Annotated in this window: 21 protein-coding genes and 1 pseudogene; 14 read left to right on the top strand and 8 right to left on the bottom strand. The window is 68.1% G+C overall.

The genetic code is table 11. From position 1 onward, the window contains the following. The 6 genes from ACPCJR_RS25125 to ACPCJR_RS25100 form a co-directional block, all read left to right on the top strand. On the top strand, positions 1 to 461 hold a 461-nt coding region (locus ACPCJR_RS25125), incomplete at its 5' end, for a branched-chain amino acid ABC transporter permease (RefSeq protein WP_391516106.1). Beyond that, positions 458 to 1228 (top strand): ABC transporter ATP-binding protein, encoded by a 771-nt coding sequence (locus tag ACPCJR_RS25120; protein ID WP_391516104.1) that lies wholly within the window; start codon positions 458 to 460, stop codon positions 1226 to 1228. The genes ACPCJR_RS25125 and ACPCJR_RS25120, both read left to right, overlap by 4 nt. Further along, positions 1221 to 1925 carry an ABC transporter ATP-binding protein gene (locus ACPCJR_RS25115; RefSeq protein WP_391516102.1) on the top strand — a complete coding sequence of 235 codons (705 nt, stop codon included), beginning with the start codon at positions 1221 to 1223 and terminating at the stop codon, positions 1923 to 1925. Before ACPCJR_RS25120 ends, ACPCJR_RS25115 begins: the two co-directional genes overlap by 8 nt. 29 nt (positions 1926 to 1954) lie before the next feature. Continuing rightward, positions 1955 to 2431 (top strand): SRPBCC family protein, encoded by a 477-nt coding sequence (locus ACPCJR_RS25110; RefSeq protein ID WP_391516100.1) that lies wholly within the window; start codon positions 1955 to 1957, stop codon positions 2429 to 2431. A 65-nt stretch (positions 2432 to 2496) separates the two neighbouring features. Further along, positions 2497 to 3996, top strand: a complete 1500-nt coding sequence (locus tag ACPCJR_RS25105; RefSeq protein ID WP_391516098.1) for a CoA-acylating methylmalonate-semialdehyde dehydrogenase — start codon at positions 2497 to 2499, stop codon at positions 3994 to 3996. A 617-nt stretch (positions 3997 to 4613) separates the two neighbouring features. Continuing rightward, positions 4614 to 4967 carry a cupin domain-containing protein gene (locus ACPCJR_RS25100; RefSeq protein WP_391516112.1) on the top strand — a complete coding sequence of 118 codons (354 nt, stop codon included), beginning with the start codon at positions 4614 to 4616 and terminating at the stop codon, positions 4965 to 4967. Positions 4968 to 5012: 45 nt separating this feature from the next. Here ACPCJR_RS25100 and ACPCJR_RS25095 read toward each other — a convergent pair whose 3' ends face one another. Next, a complete protein-coding gene (locus ACPCJR_RS25095; protein ID WP_391516821.1) occupies positions 5013 to 5954 on the bottom strand; it encodes a LysR family transcriptional regulator in 942 nt (313 codons plus the stop codon). A 631-nt stretch (positions 5955 to 6585) separates the two neighbouring features. Here ACPCJR_RS25095 and ACPCJR_RS25090 point away from each other — a divergent pair. Next, positions 6586 to 6840: a hypothetical protein gene (locus tag ACPCJR_RS25090; RefSeq protein WP_391516110.1), complete on the top strand. Its 255-nt coding sequence runs from the start codon at positions 6586 to 6588 to the stop codon at positions 6838 to 6840. On the opposite strand, the gene ACPCJR_RS25085 is transcribed toward ACPCJR_RS25090, so the two are convergent. Beyond that, positions 6794 to 7360 carry a PAS domain-containing protein gene (locus ACPCJR_RS25085; RefSeq protein ID WP_391516095.1) on the bottom strand — a complete coding sequence of 189 codons (567 nt, stop codon included), beginning with the start codon at positions 7358 to 7360 and terminating at the stop codon, positions 6794 to 6796. The two genes, ACPCJR_RS25090 and ACPCJR_RS25085, sit on opposite strands and share 47 nt — an antisense overlap. A gap of 80 nt (positions 7361 to 7440) precedes the next feature. Between ACPCJR_RS25085 and ACPCJR_RS25080 the strand changes: the two are divergent. The 3 genes and pseudogenes from ACPCJR_RS25080 (at position 7441) to ACPCJR_RS25070 (ending at position 9743) form a co-directional block, all read left to right on the top strand. Beyond that, a pseudogene (locus ACPCJR_RS25080) lies at positions 7441 to 7885 on the top strand (hypothetical protein). Between the two features lie 76 nt (positions 7886 to 7961). After that, on the top strand, positions 7962 to 8108 hold the full coding sequence (locus ACPCJR_RS25075) for a hypothetical protein (RefSeq protein WP_391516094.1): 147 nt from the start codon (positions 7962 to 7964) through the stop codon (positions 8106 to 8108). A gap of 303 nt (positions 8109 to 8411) precedes the next feature. Continuing rightward, complete coding sequence (locus tag ACPCJR_RS25070; protein ID WP_391516092.1) at positions 8412 to 9743, top strand: APC family permease; 1332 nt, start codon at positions 8412 to 8414, stop codon at positions 9741 to 9743. 89 nt (positions 9744 to 9832) lie between these two features. Here the strand turns inward: ACPCJR_RS25070 and ACPCJR_RS25065 are convergent, their stop codons facing one another. Both ACPCJR_RS25065 and ACPCJR_RS25060 read right to left on the bottom strand, forming a co-directional pair. Further along, complete coding sequence (locus ACPCJR_RS25065; RefSeq protein ID WP_391516090.1) at positions 9833 to 10555, bottom strand: SAM-dependent methyltransferase; 723 nt, start codon at positions 10553 to 10555, stop codon at positions 9833 to 9835. 143 nt (positions 10556 to 10698) lie between these two features. After that, positions 10699 to 11352: a methyltransferase domain-containing protein gene (locus ACPCJR_RS25060; protein WP_391516089.1), complete on the bottom strand. Its 654-nt coding sequence runs from the start codon at positions 11350 to 11352 to the stop codon at positions 10699 to 10701. Between the two features lie 292 nt (positions 11353 to 11644). Between ACPCJR_RS25060 and ACPCJR_RS25055 the strand changes: the two genes are divergently transcribed. Beyond that, a complete protein-coding gene (locus ACPCJR_RS25055; RefSeq protein WP_391516087.1) occupies positions 11645 to 13504 on the top strand; it encodes an ABC transporter ATP-binding protein in 1860 nt (619 codons plus the stop codon). Positions 13505 to 13521: 17 nt separating this feature from the next. Here the strand turns inward: ACPCJR_RS25055 and ACPCJR_RS25050 are convergent, their stop codons facing one another. Together ACPCJR_RS25050 and ACPCJR_RS25045 are read right to left on the bottom strand one after the other, a co-directional pair. After that, complete coding sequence (locus tag ACPCJR_RS25050) at positions 13522 to 15483, bottom strand: alpha/beta hydrolase domain-containing protein (protein WP_391516085.1); 1962 nt, start codon at positions 15481 to 15483, stop codon at positions 13522 to 13524. A gap of 287 nt (positions 15484 to 15770) precedes the next feature. Continuing rightward, a complete protein-coding gene (locus ACPCJR_RS25045; protein WP_391516083.1) occupies positions 15771 to 16586 on the bottom strand; it encodes an alpha/beta fold hydrolase in 816 nt (271 codons plus the stop codon). 217 nt (positions 16587 to 16803) lie between these two features. Here ACPCJR_RS25045 and ACPCJR_RS25040 point away from each other — a divergent pair, with 217 nt between their 5' ends. Beyond that, the gene (locus ACPCJR_RS25040; RefSeq protein WP_232628376.1) at positions 16804 to 17085 is read left to right on the top strand and encodes a DUF2312 domain-containing protein; all 282 of its coding nucleotides are present in this window, start codon (positions 16804 to 16806) and stop codon (positions 17083 to 17085) included. 484 nt (positions 17086 to 17569) lie between these two features. Then, positions 17570 to 18835, top strand: coding sequence for a DUF2254 family protein (locus ACPCJR_RS25035; protein WP_391516082.1), 1266 nt, complete (start codon positions 17570 to 17572; stop codon positions 18833 to 18835). 431 nt (positions 18836 to 19266) lie between these two features. Here the strand turns inward: ACPCJR_RS25035 and ACPCJR_RS25030 are convergent, their stop codons facing one another. Then, on the bottom strand, positions 19267 to 20274 hold the full coding sequence (locus ACPCJR_RS25030; RefSeq protein WP_391516080.1) for an HWE histidine kinase domain-containing protein: 1008 nt from the start codon (positions 20272 to 20274) through the stop codon (positions 19267 to 19269). A 496-nt stretch (positions 20275 to 20770) separates the two neighbouring features. Between ACPCJR_RS25030 and ACPCJR_RS25025 the strand changes: the two genes are divergently transcribed. Continuing rightward, entirely contained in the window at positions 20771 to 23077 is a 2307-nt protein-coding gene (locus tag ACPCJR_RS25025; protein ID WP_391516108.1) for a PAS domain-containing protein, read from the top strand. A gap of 107 nt (positions 23078 to 23184) precedes the next feature. Here the strand turns inward: ACPCJR_RS25025 and ACPCJR_RS25020 are convergent, their stop codons facing one another. Then, the gene (locus tag ACPCJR_RS25020; RefSeq protein ID WP_391516078.1) at positions 23185 to 25317 is read right to left on the bottom strand and encodes an ATP-binding protein; all 2133 of its coding nucleotides are present in this window, start codon (positions 25315 to 25317) and stop codon (positions 23185 to 23187) included. Positions 25318 to 25510: the final 193 nt, after the last annotated feature.

The following is a 25510-nucleotide window of genomic DNA, read 5'->3' as shown; positions in this document are numbered from 1 at the left end:
TGCTGGTCTTCGTCGGCGCGGCGCTCGCGCTGATCTCGCGCATCCTCGCCTCGCCCTTCGGCGCGGTGATCGAGGCGATCCGCGAGAACGAGACCCGGGCCCGCGCCTGCGGCTTCGACGTGGAGCGCACCAAGCTCCTCGCCTTCGTGCTGTCGGGCCTGTTCTGCGGCCTGAGCGGAGCGCTCTCGGCGATCCACCTCTCGATCGTGCCGCTGGACAGCCTCGCCTATCACACCTCCGGCACGGCAGTTGTGATGACGCTGGTGGGTGGCGCGGGCACCTTCTTCGGCCCCTTCGTCGGCGCCCTGACCGTGCTGGTGCTGGAGGACGTCCTGAGCCTCTGGACGCCGCACTGGCAGCTCGCGCTCGGCTCCGTCTTCATCCTGTTCGTGCTGTTCCTGCCCCGCGGCCTCTGGGGCACGGCGCTGGGGCGGCTCACCGCGTTGCGGGGGCGCCGATGAACCCGGTCTCGAACCCCATCCTCGAAGTCGAGAACCTCGGCCGCCGCTTCGGCGCCTTCACCGCCCTCGAAGGCGTCTCGGCTGCCTTCGGCGAAGGGCGCATCACCGCCATCATCGGCCCGAACGGGGCGGGCAAGAGCACGTTCTTCAACCTGCTCTCCGGCGCCCTCAAGCCGACGAGCGGGAGCTTGCGCTTCTCCGGCCGCGACATGGGCCGCGTGCCCCAGGCGCGCTTTGCCCATCTCGGCATTGCCCGCTCCTACCAGATCACCAACCTGTTCCCGCGCCTGACCGCCCACGAGAACGTGCGCACGGCGATCCAGGCCCGCACCCGCCGCTACGATTTCTGGAGTCGGCGCGACGCGCTCACCGGCCTCGGCACGCGCGCCGACGAGATCCTCGACGCGGTCGGTCTCTCAGGCCGCCGCGACCGGACCGCCGCCTCGCTCGCCCACGGCGAGCAGCGGGCCCTGGAGATCGGTATCGCGCTCGCCGCCGACCCGAAGCTGCTGCTGCTCGACGAGCCCACCGCCGGCATGGGCCCGGAGGAGACCAAGGAGATGGTGGCGCTGCTGCGGCGCTTAGGCGAGAGCCGCACAATCCTGCTGGTCGAGCACAAGATGAAGATGATCCTCGGCCTGTCCGAGCGGATCCTCGTGCTGCATCACGGCCGGCTCATCGCCGACGGGACGCCGTCCGAGATCCAGACCGACCGGGAAGTACGCCGGGTCTATCTCGGCCAGAGCGGCGGGTACGGCCATGCTTGAGATCGATCGCCTCGACGCATGGTACGGCCCGAGCCATGTCCTGCACGGCCTCTCCCTTGAGGTGCGGCCGGGCGAGATCATGGCGCTGGTCGGCCGCAATGGCGCGGGCAAGACCACGACCATGAAGGCCGTGATGGGCCTGATCCCGAAGGTCGCCGGCAGCGTCCGATTCCTCGGGGAGGATCTGCTCGGGCGCCCGGCCCATGCCCGCTTTCCGCTGGGCCTGGCTTACGTGCCCGAGGACCGGCGCATCGTGCCCGGCCTCACCGTGCGCGAGAACCTGAAGCTCGGACTGCTGCGCGCCCCGGCCTCCATCAAGGAGGGACCGGCCATCGCCGAGATCGCCGAGACCTTCCCGCGCCTCGCCGAGCGGCTCGACCAGACGGCCGTGACGATGTCCGGCGGCGAGCAGCAGATGCTCGCCATCGCTCGCGCGATGATCGCCCGCCCCAAGCTGATCCTGCTCGACGAACCCTCCGAGGGCATCATGCCGGTGCTGGTCGAGGAGATGGGTCGGCTGTTCGTCGCCTTGCGCGAACGCGGCGTGACGCTGCTGCTCGTGGAGCAGAACGTCGAATGGGCGCTCAACCTCGCCGACCGCGCCGTCATCATCGACCAGGGCGCGGTCGTGCACGAGAGCTCGGCTGCGGCCCTTCGCGCCGATACCGCGATTCAGGATCGCTACTGCGCGGTCTGACCGCCACGACCCGTTACGGGAGGTAAGCCATGGATATCACAGGCGAGTACCGCATCGCGGTGCCGCGCGCGGCCGTCTGGGCCGCCCTGAACGACCCGGATGTGCTCGCCCGCTGCATCCCCGGCTGCAAGGAGCTGACGCAGGCCTCGCCCGAGGAGCTGGCCGCCAAGGTCGCCCTGAAGGTTGGCCCGGTCTCGGCAACCTTCGCCGGCACCGTGCGGTTCGAGGACATCCGCGCCCCGGAGGGCTACACCCTGGTCGGCCAGGGCAACGGCGGCATGGCGGGCTTCGCCAAGGGCCGCGCCGTCGTCTCGCTCCGCGAGGAGGGCGCGGACACCGTGCTGACCTACGAGGCCAAGGCCGAGATCGGCGGCAAGATTGCCTCACTCGGCGGACGTCTGATCCAGGGAACCTCGCGCAAGCTCGCCGACCAGTTCTTCGGCACCTTCGCCGCCGAACTCGGAGCGCCCGCGCCCGCCTCCGAAGCGGCCGTTGCCGCACCCTGAACGCCCCCTTCACCGAAATTTCGAAGATCAGCCGGCCCGCAGGCCGGCACGGACAGGACAGAGCCATGCCTCAAGAGATTTCGCACTTCATCGACGGCGCCCGCGCCCCGGGCCGTTCCGGCCGCACCGCGCCGGTCTACAATCCGGCCACCGGCGAGGAGACCGGCGCGGTGGCGCTGGCGAGCCGCGACGAGGTCGAGGCCGCGGTGGCGTCGGCCAAGGCCGCCTTCCCGGCCTGGGCCGCCACGCCGCCCCTGCGCCGCGCGCGCATCCTCAACCGCTTCCTGCGCATCCTCGAGGAGCGCACCGACGAACTCGCTGCCGTCATTACCGCCGAGCACGGCAAGGTGCTCTCGGACGCCAAGGGTGAGATCCAGCGTGGGGCCGAAGTCGTCGAATTCGCCACGGGCATCCCGCAGCTTCTGAAGGGCGAGGTGACCGAGAATGTTGGCACCCGCGTTGACAGCCACTCCCTACGCCAGCCGCTCGGCGTGGTCGCTGGCATCACGCCGTTCAACTTCCCCGCTATGGTGCCGATGTGGATGTTTCCCGTGGCGCTCGCCTGCGGCAACTGCTTCGTCCTGAAGCCCTCTGAGCGAGACCCGTCCACCGCTTTGCGGATGGCCGAGTGGCTCAAGGAGGCCGGCCTGCCCGACGGCGTGTTTCAAGTGGTGCAGGGCGACAAGAAAGCGGTCGACGCGCTCCTGCACAGCCCCGGCATCAGCGCGGTCAGCTTCGTCGGCTCGACCCCGATCGCCCGCTACATCTACGCCACCGCCACCAGCACCGGGAAGCGCGCCCAGGCGCTGGGCGGCGCCAAGAATCACATGATCGTCATGCCCGACGCCGACATGGATCAGGCGGTCGATGCCCTGATGGGCGCCGCCTACGGCTCGGCGGGCGAGCGCTGCATGGCGGTCTCGGTGGCGGTGCCGGTCGGCGAGCGGACCGCAGACGCCCTGATCGAGCGGCTGATCCCGAAGGTACGCGCCCTCAAGGTCGGCCCCGGCACCGACCCCGAGTCCGAGATGGGCCCGCTGGTGACGCGCCAGCACTATGAGAAGGTGCGCGGCTACATCGACCAGGGGGTAGCTGAGGGCGCCGAGCTCTTGGTCGACGGGCGCGACCTTAAGCTCCAGGGCTACGAGGCGGGCTACTTCGTCGGCGGCTCGCTGTTCGACCGGGTGACGCCGGAGATGCGGATTTACCGGGAGGAGATCTTCGGGCCGGTCCTGGCCGTGACCCGGGTGCCGGACTACGCCGCGGCCGCGCAGCTCATCAACGAGCACGAGTTCGGCAACGGCACCGCGATCTTCACCCGCGACGGCGACGCGGCACGCGAGTTCGCGCATGCGATCGAGGTCGGCATGGTCGGCATCAACGTGCCGATCCCGGTGCCGATGGCCTTCCACTCCTTCGGCGGCTGGAAGGCCTCGCTGTTCGGCGACCACCACATGCACGGGCCGGAGGGCGTGCGCTTCTACACGCGCCTCAAGACCATCACGACCCGCTGGCCGACCGGCATCCGTGCCGGCGCCGACTTCGTGATGCCGACCATGCAGTAACGCAGGCAGGTTGGCCGATACGCAGGAGGCCAAAAATTGGCCTCCTGCAGACTTTGATGCCTATCGCGTGCCTGTGTTCAGCGACCACCCCAAGAGCCTGACGTAACCTCGTGCTCATGCTGATCGCGTTTGAATAGGTGCGGGATCTGATGACGCCGGAAGAACTCTGTCCACCCCACTCGGGCAAATCGGTGAGCGGAGGCCAAGTCGTTCAGTCCGGCCTCCCGATCGCCGGGACCGACGAAATCATAGCGCGCCAGCTCCTGACCCCTTGCGGACATTCGACCCGCTTCCGTCCAAGGTCCGGAAAGGGTGCATCCGGACCTTGGCATTCTGTCCAGAAGCAGACATCAACGATCCGAGTGTGCGAAACGGCCATGCTTCCCCGGTACGGCATTGATTGAAGCGTACGAAGGCAAAGGTTGTGTGGTTGCCGCGGCAAAACCAGGCTGGCGCGCCTTATTCACCGTTGCCTCAACGCCCCAGATAAAGAACGATTTTCTGATCGCATATGTCACTTCTGCCTGCTGCCTTCTCGTCTCACTCGTAGCAGGGCGACGAAGTGGAATTTGCCGTCGTGCTTGCTCCTGTGAAACGGAGGCCGCACCGTGAATACGATCTTGAAGCACTTGATCTCATCCGCTGCCATTGTTGCCGCATGCGTCGCCAGCGCCTCGGGGCATGATCTCACCAAAGGCGGAGCCAAGGTTTCCGTCGTCTTCGATCAGTTGCTGGCGAACATGCCCGGCAAGAGCATGAAGGGCGTTCTCGCCGAGTATGCTCCTGGGCAGTCGTCACCCGCTCACACGCATCCGAAATCGGCATTCATCTGCGCGACCGTGCTCGAAGGCGCGATACGAAGCCAAGTGAACGACGGTCCGATCGTGACCTACAAGGCGGGCGAAAACTTCTTCGAAATGCCCGGCGACCGCCACGGCGTCAGCGCCAATGCCAGCGATACCCAGATTTGAGATCAACTCGTATGTGACGAGCTGCTGGCGAGAACCGCCGACCTGTTAGGGTGGAATGAGCCTGACGCCGGTATGGCCGGTTCTCAACTTGCTCCAAGCCTCGCCGCCGGTTCCGGCAGCCAGCATGATCGGGAGCTGCTTCATCGCGAACTCGATGAAGCCACGTGTCTTTGCCGGCAGGAGGCGGGAGGTCGTGACGATGTAGACCGGTGTCGGCGGGAGATCCCATTCCGGCAGCACCTGCTCCAGCCTGCCGTTCACCACGTCGCGCTCAACACTGAGGCGGTGCGTGCTGATGATCCCTTGCCCCGCCAGGGCAAACTTGCGAGCCATGTTAGGCGAGTTGCAAGTGAGCGAACCGCCAACCACTACCGGGACAATCTCGTCGTTACGGCTGAGCAACCACGTCGTGCCCGCGCCTGGGGTTGGGACGATGGCGCTGTGATCTTTGAGATCGTGAGGTTCGCCGGGCCAACCATGATCGCGGAGGTAGGCTGGTGAGGCGAAGAGGCCATTCGCCACCTCGGCTACCTTACGCATGATCAGCGAAGTCTCACGTGGTTCCTCGACGGTCACAGCCAGATCGTAGTTGTCACCCACGAGATCGACGGCGCTGGGCTTCAGATCGATATGCACGTGGATGTGCTCGTGCAGCGCGGAGAACTCCGTCACGATGCGTGAGAGATGATGTAGCACCCAGTAGTCCGGCGGGGCAGCGATCTTGAGGAACCCGCTCGGGCCCTTTGCCACGGCGACGAGGCTGTCAAAGGCTTGCTGTGCCTCATCGACGAGCCGAGATGCTTGGGCAAGATAGGCTTCTCCGTAGGAGGTCAGGATGAGGCGCCGGGTGGTGCGGTCGAGCAGCCGCAAGCCGACCATTTGTTCAAATGCGGAGATCCGCCGGGAAAGCGAGGAGATTGGCATCTCAAGAGCAGCTGCGGCTTGGCTGAAGCTTTTCCGTTTGGCCACCTCAACGAAGAGGGCCATGTCACGCAGCATCTGAGAATTTGGCATAGGTCCGTCGCGCACTTCTGACTGCCAGTATGGGAGCTCTCGTCCGTTCGACCTCCGGAACCCCTCCTCGCGCTGTGAGAGGTCCTTCCAACAGCCAAGGCATGCCTCCTTTGTAGGATGGCCTGAGACCATCGCGATTTCGGGAGGCCACCGAATAGCGAAGGTTCAACACCCAAGGGAGGATTGAGATCACACAGCGGGCGCTTATTTGCGAAATCTTGGTGGAAATGTCTTTTCTATAAGATTGAATCAAATTAAACGAAAACAACTGGCTTTCGCCTACCGCTGTGTGGAAATTTTTGGATTCAGAACTAATCTATGGCTAGTATTGTATACGTGCCGTCGCCGTCGGGCACCGGCGGGGGCCGATTTCCATTTATTGCACCATCAAGAGCTGCGCAGCATGCGTGCGTAGCTGGGACGTGACGGGGTCGGAGCGGTGGTATGCATTCAAAATGCAGTGAGCGCACAGGCGCTACGTAGCTTTGCCACTCGACACGGATTGCGCAATGCACAATGTGCATCGGACGCTGACGATTGCGCACAATTATAAAGCGCAAGTTGTATTTAGATTCACTTCTGCGATCAGGATCTGGTGAGCCAGATGAAGATGTCCGGGCCTGAACTCCTCTTCGTTGCCGCTGATGCGACGTGGCGGTCCGAGGCCGCTAAAGTGCTCGACCGCAAGCCAAACGACCTCGGGCTCATCCTACTTCCGGAGGCCCGCGGTGAGCCGGACACGTTGCTGCGCACTGCTTTCGAGGTGCGGGAACGTGCTTATGCCGAATGGTGTCAGCAGGAGGCCCGGCCGGTCAGTGAGGCTTGCTCGGTGATCCCGTTTCCGCCTGCTCGCGCCTGAGCGCCTGACCGAGCACATAGAGAGCGTTGTCGATCGCCTCGGCAACCTCGCCTCCGTACTCTACCGTCATCGCTCGCGCTGCGATGAGGTGGTCGGCAGCGATGTCGAGCTTGGATAGCGGTGCGAACTCAGCCGTCGCTCGCCCAGGCATGAATGTGCCGACCTCGGCCTTGGCGGTAAGACCCTGAACCTCGTCATCCTCGTACCGGCTGATCACGCCAAGGAAGCCAACGAAGTCGTGGGTCAGCGGCGTGAAGGAGGGGGAGGCGGCATCGAGGACCCAGACGTAGGTGCCGTCGGCACGTCTCAGGCGATAGCGCAGCATGAACTCGACCTGACGCCGGCAAGCCTCGGTGAAGCCGTTGGCAATCTCGGTTTTATCTTCTGGATGCACAGCCTCGAACCAACCTGTTCCGAGCGCTTCAGAAGGCTGCTGCCCGGTTAGATCATGCCATTCCTGGCAGAGGTAGGTGCAATGTCCTCGGTGGTCTGTGACCCAGATCATGAAGGGGTCTTTCATCTGCGATGGGGTTCGGCAACGAGGTTGGAACAATCCTGCATGACGGTCGGCCGACTGTCGCCTACGCAGAAGCGTAGCTATTGCCCCGCGATGCCCTACCATTCCGGCGCGAGCACCGCTTCTTCTACCCGATCGACTGGCCGCAGCTCTCGGCGGTGATCCGCTTCGGCCGCGCTAGGAAGCGGTGCGAAGGCTGCGGGCGCCCCCACGGGCGAACGGTGGTCCATCGCGGCGACGGGCGGTGGTGGGACGATGAAGCCGCCGCCTGGCGCGACGGTGCCGGCGCAATCGTCTGCCTCGCGATCGGTGCCGACGATGTGCTCGGATCGGCCCCGTATGACGCGGGTGGTGCTCGCCACCGGCCACCGAAACCGCGACACGGCTGACAACGCCCCGGCCAACCTCGCGGCATGGTGCCAGCGCGGCCACATGCTCCACGACCGGCCGGAACACATGCGGCGGCGGTGGCGGACGCTGTTTAGGCGGAAGGCGCCCGGCGACCCGTTTCACGGTCCCTACGGGTAGGGAGACGCGCCAGCATCCTCTCTTGAGCCGCCGCCGATCCGCGCCATGTCGCCTGTCTCGCAACGGAGGTGCACAGATGGATCGTGAGCGCGACCGCGACGCAGCCGAGGAGCTTATCGAAGACGCCCGGAAGCAGACTGGCGGCGGCGAACCGAAAGAGCGACCGGGCCAAGGATCGGACCTGCCGGGCGGCGACGAAAGCGCCGACAAGCCGAAGAACTGAGCCCGTTCAAGGCACCGGCTGACGAGGTTCGAAGCTGAAAAGAGAACGGCCACGCAAGCCGGAACGAAGGTGCGCGTACATCCGGCGTCACCCCAATCCCGGCATCGTGGCCGCGTCCGATCAAGCGACAGGATCGCGATCGGCATGCTCCTGAGATGGGGGCAGTATGGTTAACAATCAATGAGCGGCCCCGCCGCCCGATCTGCTCACGGGCTGGCGGGGCGTGTCGTGTCCCCACTCTGTCGCTTCCGGCCGATCGGCCGCATCTCGACGCGCGGCCGGTTCGGGCCAGATGTGCATGGCATGCTCGGAAACGCCGCCGCCAAGACGTCACCCAAAGTCTCGACCCTGGCGGCGACCGCCATCGTGGTGTCCGACATGATCGGCGTGGGCGTGTTCACTAGCCTCGGGTTTCAGGTCACGGATATCCAATCCGGTTTTGCACTATTGCTACTGTGGTTCATCGGAGGTGTCGTCGCTCTGTGCGGGGCGTTCTGCTATGCGGAACTCGCCACGATGTTTCCCCGATCGAGCGGTGAGTACAGCTTCCTCACGCGCCTGTACGGCCCAGCAGTCGGGTTCATGGCGGGGTGGCTCTCGGCCACCGTCGGGTTCGCCGCCCCGGTGGCGCTCGCCGCCATGGCGTTCGGGCAGTACGCCAAGGCGGCTCTTCCCGGCGCGCCGCCGCTCGTGCTCGGGCTTGCGGTGATCTGGGCCGTCACGGTCGTCCACCTGCGCGGAACGCGTCACAGCAGCGTATTCCAGATCGGATTCACGCTCCTCAAGCTTGCCCTGATCCTCGCCTTCATCGCGGCAGGCTTCGCGCGAGGAGGCGATCAGCCGATCCATTTCACCCTGGTCGGATTCGATGCCGGGCAGATCTTCGGCGCCAGCTTCGCCGTCAGCCTCGTATTCGTGATGTACGCCTACACGGGCTGGAACGCGGCGACCTACATCGTCGGCGAGATCGATGACCCGAAGCGCAGCCTGCCGCGGGCGCTCCTCTTCGGGACGAGCGTCGTGGTCGTGCTCTACGTGGCGTTGAACGCGGTGTTTTTCTACACCACCCCGATAGGTGAGCTCGCCGGACAGATCGATGTTGCCCTGATCGCCGGCCGTCACGTCTTCGGCGAGGAGGGCGGTCGCCTCGTCGGCGCCCTGATCTGCGCCGGCCTCATTCCGACGATCAGTGCGATGATGTGGATCGGTCCGCGGGTGACAGTGGCGATGGGCGAAGACCTGCCGCTTCTGCGCCCATTCGCGCATCGCTCACACCGGGGCGTCCCCATCCCCGCGCTCCTCCTGCAAGGCGGCGTCGCTACACTCCTTCTGCTCACGCAGAGCTTCGAGGCGGTGCTGGAGTTCATCCAGTTCAGCCTGACCCTGTGCTCCTTTCTGGCGGTGCTCGGGCTGATCAAGCTGCGCATCACGCAACCCGACCTGCCACGGCCCTGCCGAGCCTGGGGCTACCCGGTGACGCCGATGATCTTCCTGTCCGTCACGTTGCTCATGATGGCCCACGTCGTTGTCGTCCGACCGTTCCAGTCCCTCGCGGGCTGCGGCCTGATGCTGGCCGGCCTCCTCGTCTATGCCGCGGCGACGGCGTGGGCACGGCGCAAGGAGACGCTCGGTTAGGCTGCCGTCCCGATCCGCGAGGTTTGCTGCGCTGATCCTACGGCGGCATCCCAGGTTTTCGATGGATGCCGTCGCCGGATGTCGTAGGCCTATGCCTTGGTCGCGCGCAGCACGTCGAGCCGATACTCGGCCGTTCGCGACTGCTTGAACACCCGCGCGAAATCACGTGCGCCTTCGATGAAGCCCTCGGCGGCCTCGTCACCGGAGAGCGGATAATGGGTGACGCCGAGCCAGTGAACCAGGACGATATCGGCCTCGGGCAGGACCGCGCCTCTGGCACGCGCGACGAGGCGCGCGAGATCGGTGCGGTCGAGATAGTACGCCACCTCGGAGATCAGGATCAGGTCGAACCGCCCGTCTGGCCAGTTGCCGGGAACCGCAGCCAGTTGGAACTGCGCGTTCGGGCAATCGGCGCACCGCTCGCGCGCGGCGTCCAACACGGACGGCACCACATCGAGCCCGATCAGTGCGTCACAGCGGGGACAAAGCTGGTGGGTGAACACCCCGATCGAGCAGCCCACTTCAAGAGCGGAGGTGTAACGGGGCCGTGGCAGGGCTGCCAGCGTCGCCGCGTACTTGTCACGCTCGTACGGACTCGTGGCAAATTGCCAGGGATCAGCCTCGGTGGCGTACATGCCCTTGAAGTATTCGGTATCGAGGCTCTTCGATCGACGGCCTGCTGGAGCGTCGGCGAGTTTGTCGGAGTTCGTCTCCACCCCTGCGGCTCCTTCGATCCCGAACAAGATGCTGGCAGCGGCGATACTGCCGGACTGGAGCAGAAGCCGGCGCAACATGGACCTGCGGTCACGCACGATACCCTCGGGGTGCCAGGAGCCGTAGGGGTGGGAAACCGAGGCTAGCCGCAGCTGTTCCGAGTCGCTGCGGCGTCGGAACAGACGGACCTCAGGTCGCGATGGCGTGCTGCCTGTTTGCCGTTCCTGGCCCGAACGGCCCGTCATTCCGATGCGAGCCAGCCGACCGCAGCTGTCATCGGATCGTTCGAACCGCCGTCCGGGATCAGGATCCGCGTTTCGGTTCGCGCAAAACCCGCGCGTTGCAGGTACAAGTCGACGAGCTGCGCGTGCCCCGTCGCGTCGAGAACCTTCCAGATCGCGACGGCTTTGGTCGGGAAACAGCGGTTCGAGAAGCTGATGATGACCGGCGATCCCGAGCGGAGCACGCGCGCGACCTCTGATAGCACCGTCACCGGCTGCTGGAGGTACTGCACCGAGACGCAGATCAGCGCCGCGTCGACGCTCGCGCTCTCCAGAGGCAGATGCGGGTCGGCATTCAGATCCTGCACGAAGCGCCGCGTCAGCCGCGGATTGGCGTTGAGTTCGCGCTGGTTCAGACCGTGGCCGATCACCGCCGCGTAAGTCATATCCGGCGGGAGATGACTGACCCAGCTCGACATCATGTCGAGGATGACGCCCCCCGGGGGGAGCAACTCGGCGTACAGGCGTGTCACCGCGGCGATGGCCGGCTCGTCAACATGCGTGACGAAGCGTGGCTCTCGATAGAAATGGGGATCGGGCGAGGGGTCGTGCTTCGCGAACGCCTCGGCTGACAATTCGAGTAGTTCGCGCGAGGCAATTCGGGTCACGGACACGGGGAGGGCCCATCACTGTAGCGGTCTATGATGGTGCGCCAACAGATGTGCGACTGACTTGGTTCGAGGAGACGCGTATCGCCTGATGCCGCACTCTCGGTGCCGATCCGGTGAGGCTGCGGCGACCGACCCGCACGCGTACGGCAGTGGCCTTGGAAGGCCTGCAGCCGTGGGATCGCAGGTGCCTCCATGTCGCGCACCGTCACCGCCCCAGAGCGAATGGCAATCCGGTACGGGACGTGTTCGTTGTCTTTCGACCCAGCAGGGAGCGCCCGAGCGGCGCGAAGCACGTTTGCCTCCATCACCCACCGAGCGGCTGCGCAACGCGGCCGCTGTACGGATCGGTCCGTTCCGGCACCTTCCCGCGCTGTTCCGCCTCGCCTGGGCAACGAGCCGCGTCCTGACGCTCGCCAGCATCGGCCTGCGGCTCGCCCGCGCGGCGATTCCCGCGCTGATGCTCTACGTCGCCAAGCTCGTCGTCGACTCCGTCGTGGCCGGGCGGGCCGACGGCGCCGCCCTGGCGGGCGCCGCGGACTGGCTCGCCCATCCGCACCTGCGGCAGGTCGGCCTCTTGATCGGGGCCGAACTCGCTCTGGCGCTCGCCTCCGACTTGCTCGGGCGGGCCACGACCCTGGTCGATGGGGTGCTGGCCGAGAGGGCCGGCAACGCCACCACGCTCCGGCTGATGGCGCACGCCGCCACCCTCGATCTCGCCCAGTTCGAGGATCCCGCCGTGCAGGACGGGCTGGAGCGCGCCCGGCGGCAGGTGGCGTGGCGGGCCAACCCCATGGGCCAGCTCCTCGGCCAGCTTCAGGACGCCCTCACCGCCCTGTCGCTGGCGGTCGCCGTCGTCGCGTTCCTGCCCTGGGCCGTCCTCCTGCTCGTGTTGGCGCTAATCCCGGCCTTCCTCAACGAGTTGCACTTCAACCGCCAGGGCTACCGCCTCGCCTACCAGCGCTCGCCGGACCGGCGCGAGGGCGACTACATGCGCCAGCTCGGGGCGGGGGCCGAGAGCGCCAAGGAGGTCAAGCTGTTCGGCCTCAGCGGCTACCTCGCCGAGCGCTTCCGTCTGCTCGCCGAGCGGGCCTTGCACGAGAACACCCGCCTCGCGCGACGGCGGGCGGTGGCGGGCGGGCTGTTCGCCAGCCTCGGCACGCTCGCCTACTACCTCGCCTACCTCGTGATCGCGCTGCGGGCCGCCAGCGGCACGCTCACGCTCGGCGACCTCACCTTCCTCACCGGCGCCTTCCTGCGCCTGCGCAGTCTCGTCGAAGGGCTGCTGCTCGGCCTGTCCCAGCTCTCGGGGCAGGCGCAGTATCTCGACGACCTGTTCGGCTTCCTCGCGCTCGCGCCCCGCCTGCCCGTGCCGGAGCAGCCCGCCCCGTTCCCGACGCCGATCCGCGACGGCTTCGTGTTCGAGGCGGTGGGCTACCGCTATCCCGGCGCGGAGCACTGGGCGGTGCGCGATCTCTCGCTCACGATCCGGGCCGGCGAGGTGTTGGCGCTGGTGGGCGAGAACGGCAGCGGCAAGACCACGATCGTCAAGCTGCTGGCCCGGCTCTACGATCCGAGCGAGGGGCGCATCCTGCTCGATGGGCGCGACCTGCGCGACTACGATCCCGAGACCCTGCGCACGCGCATCGGCGTGATCTTCCAGGATTTCGTCCGCTTCGATCTGACGGCGGGCGAGAACATCGCGGTCGGGCGCATCGCGGCGCGGGCGGAGGCGGAGCGCATCGAGGGCGCGGCGGGCCGGGCGCTGGCCGACGCCGTGGTGGCGCGGCTGCCCGCGGGCTACGACCAGCGGCTGGGGCGGCGCTTCGAGGACGGGGTCGATCTGTCGGGGGGCGAGTGGCAGAAGCTCGCCATCGCCCGCGCCTACATGCGCGAATCCGAGGTGCTGGTGCTCGACGAGCCGACCGCAGCGCTCGACGCCCGCGCCGAGGCCGAGGTGTTCGCCCGCCTGCGCGCGCTGGCGCTCGGGCGCACCGCGCTCCTCATCTCGCACCGCTTCTCGAGCGTGCGCCGGGCCGACCGCATCGTGGTGCTCGGGCATGGCCGGGTGCAGGAGGCCGGCACGCATGCGGAGCTGGTCGCGCGGGGCGGGCGCTACGCCGAACTGTTCGAGCTGCAGGCAGCGGCCTACCGGTAGGCCGCCGCGGAGAACGGTCAGGGCGTTCGCGGACGGGCCGCCTCGATCATGCGGTCGCCGTCCTCGCGCAGGAGAAGGCGATCCGAGACGAGCACATCGACCGATTTCGTGACGGCGGCGACGTAGGCCTCCGCATCCGGGTAGCGCTCCTCGATCGAGGGCCTGGGATCACCCTTCGCGATCCGCTCGGCCTGCGTCGGCGGGAACGGAAGCTCACTGCCCTCCCGGTCACAGAGTGCGTCGGCCGGAAACGGATCAGCGTAGAGGTTCCAGCCCGTATAGGTCGCGCGCGGTGCGGCGACGGCCGGCAGGCGAATCCCCGCCACCTCGTTGCCGTCCGCATCAACCCGCGGGACCAGCGGCCGGTACTGCATCCCACCCTCCGGGCGCGGATCAACGTAGATGCTGAACCGGGTGATCGCGTTCGGTACTGTGGGCACGGGCACGCCGACCATGAACGGGAAGCCGGTGTCGGCCGCCTCAACCAAGGTCCCGTCCGACAGGCGCGGCACGCGGCTGTCCGGCGGCGCCTTCCCGTCCGCCACCCACTCTTCGAGCGCGACGAGCAGCGCCCGGATCGCGGGCGCGGGGTTCAGCGTGCTGCGCGGGTTCGTGCAGGGGCCCTTGTTCGAGGTCAGGCCGGCGCGCCCGTAATGGAAGCCGCTCGACACGAGGTAGGCGCGCGCGGTGTCCGGCAGCGCCACGTCGCGGCGGCCGAGCGGATCGGTGGTCAAGAGGGAAGCGCCCTTCTGCCAGTACTCGGTGCCGGTGTTCATCTCGATCAGCAGCGGATCGAAGCCGTCGCCGCGCAGGATCGTCCCGGTCCGCCCCGTGACCGGATCGTGCTGCTTTGCTGCCGAGAACGGAAACGCGTTCTCCGGGTAGAGGTGGTCCTCGTGCTGCGTGTTGGTGCGCGAGGGCTGGCCGAAGCGGGCGTTGAGGAACACCCCGCCGACCCCCGCGATGTGCGACAGGACGCCGTCGAACACGCGCCGCCCGGCCTCGTCGCGATTGAAGCCCTGCTGGATGAAGTCGCGCAGGTAGCGCCCGCTCTGCGAGATGCCGAGCGCGAGGGCATGCCTGATGCCGCCGCCGGCGGGATTGGCACCGCCAGAGACTTCACCCCGCAGATGCGCCACCACGTCCCGCGTGGCGGCAAAACCGATGCCGAGCACCTTCGGCTCGGTGGCCTGATAGGTGAATTCGTAGAGCGAACCGGGGAGCGGCTTGGTCCCCTTGGGCAGAAGCTCGATCTGGCGCGGCGTGGCGTAGTGCCATGCCTCTGCCGGCACCGGGCGCGGCGGATCGGCTTCCCGGCGCCGGACGGTGAGGCGGGCGTGGTCCTTGTCCGGGCTCGCCGTCTTGAAGGTCAAGTAGAACGGCGCTTCGGGCGGACCGCGCGTGGCGCTGACGAGTTCGTCGCGCACGGTCTCGACGATCGGGCTGCCGTAGCGGGTCGCCACCGGCACATCGATCGCCATGCCGCCCTGCTGGCGCAGCGCGTCCGCTTCCCAACCCGACCAGACCAAAGTGTAGCCGCGACGCAGGACGAGACCGGTCCCGGCGTCGGTCGCGGATTTCGGGTCGTTGACGGCCTGGACCGCCTGGGCGGGGGCATCGAGCACCCAGTTGAACAGGAACTTGCGGCCCCGGTTCAGCACTTCGAACAGTAGCGTGCCGTTCCCGCGCGTCGGATCCTTGGGGCGAAGGATGAACAGGTCGGTCCGGTACTCGACCATGCCGCGGGCGTTGCGGGGCGCGAGCGCGATGTCGACGATGCCGGCGTTCGAGGGGTCGGACGGATCGAGTTCGCCGCGGGCCGTGCCGACGACGCGCTCGTAGCTGCCTGCGGCGCCAAACTCGGCGCCGTCCGCGAACGGCTCGACCGAGGCGATCTCGAACCCGGTGATACGGGCTTGAGCCGGCAAAGAGCCGAGCGCGCAGCCGAGCGCGCCGACCACAACCCAAACGTTGCGCATGATCTCTCCCTGCCCGGTTCGTATCGACCGGTACGCTCAGCAAGCATGCTTGGCGGTTGGCGTCGAGAGCAAGGCGAAATCGGTCGATGCTTTTCTAACGAGGTCTGCACAGGAGGGAGCGTTTTCGTGCCGATCCCGATCGGCGAGCGATAATCCTCGGAGCGGCGATAAAGGTATTATGCGGCCTCTTGTCCGGCAGCTATAAAGGATATAAAACACTTTTCCCCAGTATTACGCGACTCAGAGGGCGAATTTTTAGTGTAGTTTCAGCCGTGTGTTAGGCAAGCCTAATGGCTGCCTCCAGATCTCCAGTCCGCAACGATCTCCGACGCGAAATTTCCGGCAAGCAGCCTCGTTCGCGAGGCGAGCAGGAACGGCAGTAAGGCAGCTGTAAATGCCTCTGGGTGTGAGTAGTTGATCCCATGAGCTGCGCTGGGGATGACAGCAAGAGTACCCCGAGGCAGAGAGGTAGCAAGGCTCGTCACGAACGCATAGGGCACGATGTAGTCGCGCGTCCCCCAGACCACGAGCGTCGGCTGATAGACCCGTAACGCCTTCTTTCCGATGTGGTTGTCGACCATGCTCCTCAGAGTCTGGAGGTAGCGCCGGATCCCACTGCGGGCATAATCCGTTAGCGCGACCCAGGCGAGCGACCAGCGCTCGAATGGCGCGATGAGGAAGAAGCCCGCGATCTGTCGGGCGATACCACGTGCCTCCGGGTCCGGTGTAGGTCCCTGCAGCACAAGGCGGTCGACGAATTGTGGGTGAACGAGCGCAAGCTCGACGAGCACCTCGCAGCCGAGCGAATTGCCGACAAGGGCCGCACGCTCCAATCCGAGCGCTTGCATCCAGGCAGCCAGCGCATCGGCCAACTGGCGAACTGTAAGCGCCTGAGGAGGCTTGTCGCTTAGACCGAAGCCGGGCAGGTCAAGCGCATAGACGCGCAGATGAGGAGCGAGATGCTCCGCGAGCGGGATCATGTAGCGGCTCGACATCCCGAGCCCGTGGACCAAGATCACGGGCAGCCGGTCTTCCGGGACGGAGCCGACCGAGACGCGGGCATGCATGGTGATGCCGCCGACGCGGTCGTGTCTCGCTGCCAAGCGTCCTTGGCGCCCCTGGCACGCACGCCGTCTGGCTGCCGATCGGACCACGGCCAGACCGAGCGGAACCCCGGCAACCATCGCAGCGATCCACCACCGGAGCCCGTTCATTTGCCCGTCCTGCCGATTGCACCGACCGCTATCCGGCGGATCGCCTTAACCTCTCGCTTACCTTGACCCGCCAGTTTGCCGGCCCCGATCAGCGCGAGGAGTAGGCATGTCCGATACGACCGATACCGTGGGCATCGCAGGCGACCGGATCCGCTCCATCATCGAGCGCATCGAGCGCATCGACGAGGAGATCAAGGATCTCATGGAGACCAAGAAGGAGATCTTCGGCGAAGCCAAGGGCGAGGGGCTCGACGTTAAGGTGCTCAAAGAAATCCTCAAGCTGCGCAAGCAGGACAAGGACGAGCGTGACGAGCAGGAGACGCTGCTCGATCTCTATCTGCGTGCCATGGATGCGCCGTCGCCTGCGCCCGTCGCCCAGGCCGCCTAATCGACAGCCCCCGCCACCGCGCCGCGTCCATCGGGCCAGGTGCGGGATCAGGCATGAACACTCGGACGCCGCGCATCGACTTTGGGCCCAGCGCTCGGCGCCGGCTTCAGCATGCGCGACGCCGATATCCAACGTTTCGGCGGCGATCAGGCCATCGCAGGCCTCCGAGCCGGAGTCCCATCTGCCAGACGGCGTGCGCGTTCGCGACGCGTGCGATCAACCAGTACAATCGAACAGAGTTGAGAGAGTCAGCAGCAACGCGACGAGGTCGAAGATCGAGATCAAGGAGCATCCTTCCTACTCGCGATGTCTTGGAATGTACTGAAACGGTTTTGATGCGCCCCCGCGTTTGATGGCCAACGATCTGACCGAATCTTCGTGCCGGTTGTCGCCGGGGTCGGAAGATGTCAGGCCGCAAGGATGAGCGAGCGCCAAAGCTTGGCTGGGAGTCCTCGGCAACCTGTTCTGGCTTCGCTCGGCCCTGATGGTGCTCGGCTGCATCCTGCTGGCGCAGTTCGGAGTTTGGCTAAAGACGGCCCATATCGCCGGCTACGACGCCTCGACTCCGGATCAGAACTGGGTCTACTCGGGCGGCGCCGAGGGTGGATCAGTCCTCCTCAGCGCCATAGCTTCCTCGAATATCGGGGTCGCCGGCACGACCTTTTCCATCGCCGCGCTGACCCTGGCCTCCGGCCAGATGATGGGGCCGCGCCTCCTGCGCAACTTCATTCGCGACGCCCGCAACCAGACGGTCCTGGGCATCTTCCTCGGGGCCTTCGCCTATTCACTGATGGTTCTACGCACGGTGCGCACCGTGGAGGAGACCCCGTTCGTCCCCCACCTCGCCAGCACCGGCGCGATGGTCTTGGCGTTGATCGCTATCGGCACGCTGGTCTGGTTCGTCCATCACATCGCGACCAGCATCAACATCGAGACCGTGGTCGATGCCGTCCACGTCGACGCGCACATGCGGCTCGCTGCCGGGGCGAGCGACCTCGCCACCAGCCGGGCGGCGTTCGACACCAGCCAGGCCGACCTCGCCGCGAGCCGTTCGGAGCACGCGGCGAGCGCGGCCACCCTCGTCGACGAGCGAGTGACCGCGGAGCTCCGCGAGCAGTTCATCGCCGTGCTCGGCCACGACCTGCGCAACTCACTCGCCTCCATCGACTCCGGCGCGAAGCTGCTGGCCAGGGAGAACCCGTCGGAGCGCGAGCGCACCGTTCTCGACCTGCTGGCCAAGAGCGTCGGGCGCATGGTCGGGCTGATCGACGACGTGCTCGACTTCGCCCGCGGCCGCCTCGCCGTCGAGAAGGCCGGCAGGGTCCCGCTCGCCCCGATGCTCCGACAGGTCGTCGCCGAGATCGAGGGCGGCCATCCCGACAGCCGCATAGAGGTCGACCTCGACGGCGTCGGGGAGTGCCGCCGCGACCCGACCCGGATCGGCCAGCTCCTCTCGAACCTCCTCGCGAACGCGGTGACCCACGGCGCCCCGGACAGCCCGGTCCAGGTGCGGGGCGCCACGTCGGACAGCGTCTTCGAGCTGGCGGTCACCAACTCGGGCGAGCCGATCCCGCCCGCGGCGATGGCGGGCCTGTTCAAGCCTTACGTGCGCGCGTCGGAACGGCCGAGCAAGCAGGGGCTCGGCCTCGGCCTCTACATCGCCTCCGAGATCGCGAAGGCGCATGGCGGGACCCCGGAGGCCGTCTCCACGCCGGACGCAGCGACCTTCACGTTCAGGATGCCGGCCTGACGGCGGGAAGCGTCACCCCTCGAAGGACCCGAGGTGCCACGTATCCCGGCATCAAGACCGCTCGGGTAAGGCCACGCTAAAACCAATCCCGCCCACGCCCATTGATGGGGACAAACCGTCACACATCGAAGAGGCCAAGGCCGGCAGCACGCGCCGCCCGGAACGGATCAGCCATGCGCCCGTGCCAGATGCGCGATCCCGGCCCGTCCGCGGCCACCCAGGACCCACGCCTGCTCGAGGGCGGCCAAGGGCTGGAGGAAGCCTACGACCTGCTCCGGGTTAACCTGCACGAGGAGTGGCAGCGCCCCGTCGCCCGCCTCGCCGAGCGGGTCGACGCCCTTGGACCGTCAGGGGGACTGACGAACCGGCGGGCGGAGCGCCGTCCGGCACGGCGTGGTTCGCCGCACCCCTGTGGGACGCCCGTCGAAGGCTCAGCCTGCGGTCGCGGGCAACGGCAGCCGTACGGAGACGCGCAGCCCGTCCGGGGCGAAGGCGACGTCGACCTCCGCGCCGGTCTGCGCGGCCAGCACCTTGTTCAGCAGCCGGTGGCCGAAACCCTCGCGCGTCGGATGTGTGGCGGGTGGCCCGTCGTGCTCGTTCCAGTCCCAGCGCAGGCTGCGCCCCGCCGGTCCGTCCTCGACCCGCCACGCCACGTGGAGCCGGCCGTCAGGGTCGGCGAGGGATCCGTGCCGTAGGGCGTTGGTGGTGAGTTCGTGCAGCGCCATGCCGACCGGCACGGCGAGCTCGGAGGGCAGCACGACCCTCGGTCCTTCGAGTGCGAGCCGCCCCCGGGTGTCGTAAGGATCGAGTTCAGCCCGCAGCAGCCCGTCGAAGGAGGCGGCCTGGGCGAGGTCCTCGGTGATCAGCGCGTGCGTGCGGGCCAGGGACGCGATCCGGCCGGAGAAGGCGCGGGTGAGCTCGGCGAGCGGGAGCCCGGATCGGGCGGTGGCGTTGAAGACCGCCTGAACGGTGGCCAGCGTGTTCTTCACCCGGTGGTGAAGTTCGCGCACCATCATGGCCTGCCGGTCCTCGCCGGCGCGACGCTCCGTGACGTCGCGCTGGGCCGAGACCCAATGGGTGATGCGGCCACCGGCCTCCCGCACCGGCGTGATCAGCCACTCGACCATGTAGGTGGAGCCGTCCTTGCGGTAATTCAGCGCCTCGCCCTGGAACCGCTCGCCGGCTTCGAGGGCCGTGCGCATGCGGTCGAGCACGGTGCGCTCGGTCCGGGGGCCTTGAAGGAGGCGGGGCGTCCGGCCGACGACCTCGTGCGCCTCGTAGCCGGTCATGCGGGTGAAGGCGGGATTGACGTATTCGATGCGCGGCCCGGGCTCTTCGAGTTCGGCGGAGGTGATCAGGATGGCCTCGCCCGTCGCCTCGACGGCCGCGCGCAGCAGCCTGAGATCGGCGGCGGCTCCCCGCTCTGCATTCTCGACCAACCCAACGCTTCCCCGGCACGGCCGTCGTCGTGACGGCTCAAGGCCGGCCGCGACCTGCGGCAGCCTTCCGATGCTCAACCTGGGACCGACGCGGTCGCCACTCGGCCAAGGCTGCGCCGCATCGTCACGGGCGAGCGAGGCCGGAGCGGTGATACCGAGCGGGGCGCGGCGGGCACGAGGCAACCGTCGTTCTTCGCCCTGGTTATGAACGACAATGGAATGGGTCGGCGCCCATCGAAGCCGGTCCGGCCACGATTGCCGTCAGCTCAGGACACGATGCCCGACAGGACTCATCCCGGCCCGAGCCGGCCATACGGAGCGGCCGATCCGGTCCGGGGGTGCCGTGGCTGATCACCTGCCGTTCCTGCCGCCCGGAAGCGACACCGCGGCGGAGATCCGCGCCCGCGATTGGTCGGAGACGTCGCTCGGGTCCCCGGAGACGTGGTCGCCAGCGCTCCGCAACGCGCTTTCGCTGATGCTCGACTGCCCGACGGCGATGTTCCTCGCCTGGGGGCCGGACCTGCTCTGCTTCTACAACGACGCCTACCGCCCGATCCTCGGCTACCGCCTGGACACCGCCCTCGGGCGCCCGTTCCGCGAGGTCTGGGGCAGCATCTGGGACGACATCGGTCCCCTGGTCGAGGCGACCCTCGCCGGCGAGCGGCAGACGCTGACCGACGTGATGCTCGACCTCTCGCGCGAAGGGCGGCCCGAGCGGAGCTGGTGGTCCTTCACCTACTCGCCGGTCCGCGACGAGACGGGCGCCGTCGCCGGCCTGCTCTGCGTCACCGCCGAGACCACCGGCCGCGTGCTCGGCGAGGCCGCCTTGCGCGAGAGCGAGGACCACTTCCGGCACACGGTCGAACTCAACCCACAGGTGCCCTGGACCTGCGACCCGAGCGGCAACATCACCTCCTACTCGAACCGCTGGCTCGAATTGACGGGCCAAGCGCCCGGCGAGCCGGACGGGGCCGGCTGGGCCAAGGCGCTGCATCCCGACGACGTGCCGTGGACGATGACGGTCTTCGCGGCCTCGCTCTCCTCCGGCGAGCCGGTCGACGTCGATTACCGCATCCGCGTGGCCGCCACCGGCGCGTACCGCTGGATGCGCGCCCGGGCCCTGCCGCGGCGGGACGGGACCGGGGCCATCGTCCGCTGGTACGGCGTCGTCGAGGACGTGCACGACCGCAAGCTCGCCGAGGCGCGGCTGCGCGAGGTCAACGAGACCCTGGAGCGGCGGGTCGAGGCGGCGCTCGCCCAGCGCAAGCTCTGGGCCGACGTGTTCGAGACCACCGATGCGCTCGTCGCCGCCCTCGACCCCGATTACAGGCTGCTCGCCGTCAACCGCGCCTTCGCGGACGAGTTCGAGGACATCTACGGCGTCCGCCCGGAGGTGGGCGACGGTCTCCTCGACCTCCTGGCGAACCATCCGGAACACAGGGACGCCGCGCGGGCGATGTGGTCCCGAGCCCTGGCGGGCGAGGAGTTCACGACCGTGGGGGAGTTCGGCGACCCCGAGCGCCGGCGTTCCTGCTACGAGCTCAAGTTCACGACGCTGCGGGACGCCTCCGGCGAACGGGTCGGCGCCTTCCAGTACGCGCAGGACGTCACCGAGAGGCTCCGCGATCAGGAGCGGCTCGCCCGCGCCGAGGAAGCGCTGCGGCACGCCCAGAAGATGGAGGCGGTCGGCCAGCTCACGGGCGGCGTGGCCCATGACTTCAACAACCTCCTGACCATCATCCGCTCGTCGGTCGAGTTCCTGCGCCGGCCGAACCTCGCCGAGGAGCGGCGCGTCCGTTACCTGGAAGCGGTCTCGGACACGGTCGACCGCGCCGCCCGGCTGACCAGCCAGCTCCTCGCCTTCGCCCGGCGCCAGCCCCTCAAGCCGGAGGTGTTCGACCTCCGCGAGCGCCTGCATGGCGTGGCCGACATGCTGAACGCGGTCACCGGCGCGCGCATCCGCGTCGCCGTCGAGTTGCCCGACGGGACCTGCCACGTGCGGGCGGACCGGGCTCAGTTCGAGACGGCGCTGATCAACCTCGCGGTCAACGCCCGCGACGCGATGGACGGCGAGGGCCGGCTGACCCTACGTCTTGCCTGCGGCGGCCCCCTGCCGAGCATCCGCGGCCACGCCGGCGCTCCCGGCCCGTTCACCGCGGTCTCGGTCACCGACGAGGGCGCAGGCATCCCGCCCGGGGTGCTCGACCGGATCTTCGAGCCGTTCTTCACGACGAAGGAGACCGGTAAGGGCACCGGGCTCGGCCTTTCCCAGGTCATCGGCTTCGTCAAGCAGTCGGGGGGCGACGTCGACGTCGCCAGCGAGGTCGGGCGCGGCACGACGTTCACGCTGTACCTGCCGCACGTGGATCCTCCCGCCGGGGCCGACGCTGCCGGATCGCCCGGGGTGGAGGCCGAGGCCGACGAGCGCGGCCTGTGCGTGCTGGTGGTGGAGGACAACCTCGAGGTCGGGCGCTTCTGCACGCAGCTCCTGGAGGATCTCGGCCATGGGACGGTCTGGGCGCACAATGCCGAGGCGGCGCTCGCCGAAGTGGAGCGGACGCCGTTCCGCTTCGACGCGGTCTTCTCCGACGTGGTGATGCCGGGCATTGGCGGGGTCGCGCTCGCGCGGCGCCTGCGGACCAGCCATCCGGAGCTGCCGGTGATCCTGACGACGGGTTACAGCGACGCCCTGGCCCGTGACGACGCGCACGGCTTCGAGCTGGTGCGCAAGCCCTACTCGGCGGAACAGGTCGCCCGCGCCTTGCGCAGCGGCGTCGCCCGCCGCCGCCGCGCCTCCGCCTGAAAAGCGGCTCTGGCCCGAACCAGCCGCGTCCAGACCAACGCCCGGCACCAAGCGGGTGCGCGCCCCCCTTCGAGCCCACCCACGTCCGAGGAACCGTTGCCTGCCGGTCAGCCCGGAGCGGTTTCTGCGCGATGCGGCTGCGGTCGGCGACGCGCCGCCGACCGCAGGGCAGCGTCCAACTGATGGGCCGAGTACGGCTTACGCATCAGGTCGAAGCCGTCGGCGTCGTCCGGCGCCGGCACGTGGCTGTAACCGGACGTGAGGATGACCGGCATTTCGGGATGAAGGGTCCGCAGGCGCTTGGCGAGTTCGAGCCCGCCCATGCCCGGCATGACCACGTCCGAGAACACGGCGTCGAAGCGGAAGGGGACGGCCTCGATCTCGGCCAGGGCGGCCTCCGCCGAGGGGACGAGGAGCGAGCCGTGCCCGAGGTCGCGCAGGACCTGCGTGCAGAAGCGACCGACCTCGACGTTGTCCTCCACCACAAGGACGCACAGGCCGGCAGGATCGGAACCCTCGTCGTCCCGGACCACCGCCTCCTCCGCCTCGGCGACCGGCCGCTCGGCCTGCGGGAGGTAGAGCGTGAAGGTCGTCCCGCGGCCGACGACGCTGGCCACGTCGATGTCCCCGCCCGACTGCTTGGCGAAGCCGATGACCTGGGAGAGGCCGAGCCCCGTCCCCTTGCCGACGGCCTTGGTGGTGAAGAACGGCTCGAAGATGCGCCCGACATGGTCCGGGTCGATGCCGGCACCGCTGTCGGTCACCGAGACCGTCACGAACGGGTCCGGGGAGCCGGCATGGCCGCGGATGGCCGGCTTCGCCCGGCCGCAGGCGAGGGCGAAGGTCAGCGTTCCCTCGCCGTCCATGGCGTCCCGCGCGTTCACCGTGAGATTCACCAGGGCGGTGTCGAACTGGCTGGCGTCGGCCCGCACGAGGCAGGCGCCGTCGGGTTTCCTGGTCACGACGCGGATGCGCGCGCCGGTCAGGGTGTCGAGCATGGAGGCCATGCCGGCGAGGCGCGCGCCGACGTCGAACACCTCCGGCTTGAGCGTCTGGCGCCGGGCGAAGGCGAGGAGTTGCGCCGTCAGCCTCGCGGCACGGTCCACGGTGTCGGAGACCGCGTCCATGTAGCGGCGGCGCCGCTCTTCGGGCAGGTCGGGGCGCCGGAGGAAGTCCATCGACGAGCGGATGACGGTCAGCAAGTTGTTGAAGTCATGGGCCACGCCGCCGGTGAGCTGGCCGATGGCTTCCATCTTCTGTGATTGCACCAGGGCGTCCTGCGTCTCGGCGAGGTCGCGGGTCCGCTCGGCCACCCGCCGCTCAAGGTCTTGGTTCATGCCCTGGAGGGTCTCGCGCAGCCGGCGTTCGCTGACGATCCGCCGTTCCACGTCTCGCGCGAGCCGGACGCTCAAGGCCGCGAGGCAGATCGCCAGGACGATGACGAGGAGTGCGGTCCCGGTCTCGGCTTCCAGCAGGCCCGAACGGGCGGCGTGGATCTGCAGCGAGCCGAGGAGCAGCGGCGCGACCACGACCACGGGCAGCAGACCGCGCGTGATCTCGCCGCCGCCGAGGACGACGGCGGTCCATGGCCCGTGCGGCCGGCTGAGGAGCACGCCGGCAGAGAGGACGCCGAGCGTGACGGCGGTGACCAGCGCCATCCTTGAGAACGGGCCGCCCTGGTGGAAGCCGCCGAGCCCGTAGGCATAGCCGAGCGCCCCGACCGCGGCGCCGACGAACGCCGACAGGGCCGCCGCCGCGCCGGCCCGGCGGAGACGGCGGCTCCGCGCGTCCTGCAGCAGGAGGCCCGCCGCGGCGCCTAGGATGCAGCAGGTCGTCGCGAGGGACATCCCGTCCCCGGGTCGGAGAGGCCCGGAGAAGAGGCGCTGCATCCGGTCGTCGAGCCGGAATCCGTGTGGCGCGAGGTATTGGATGCCCCCGCCCAGCGCCAGCGCGGCGGCGCCGGCGGCGAGGCCGCGGCCGGCCCGCGCGGCGAGGGACCGTCGCTCCGGCCAAGTGGAAAGCAATAGCGCTCCTGCGAGGAGGATGAGGGCCAGGGCGGTCAGCGCCACCATCGGCGCCTCGCCCGGCAGGATGGTCCGCAGGGCGGGGATGTCGAGCAGCCAGCCCGCCGTCACGGTCGCCGAGGCCGCGAGCCCGAGGCAGGCGGCCGCGCGGGACGCCGCCCGAGCCTTGGCGACCGCACCCACGGCCGGGGCCGCGGGTCGCTCGGGGTCAGCCATGCACGACCGGTCCCGCAAGGCGGCCGGGATCTGGTCCGTCCGTTCGTTCCTCGTACTCAAACCGCATCATCGACCTGTCGTCCCATCGCATCCCGCCCACCGGCATGGCCCTAGTGGAACGCGCCCGTCGACATGCCGTTCGCCGACGAAGCGTAGGCGCCCCGGGGCAGGCGGCCTTGCCGGGCCGGGGATC

The organism is Methylobacterium sp. NPDC097929 (assembly GCF_049543375.1).
GTDB lineage: Bacteria > Pseudomonadota > Alphaproteobacteria > Rhizobiales > Beijerinckiaceae > Methylobacterium.
The sequence above is the reverse complement of the archived record's forward strand: the minus strand, read 5'-3'. Positions and strand labels throughout refer to the sequence as shown.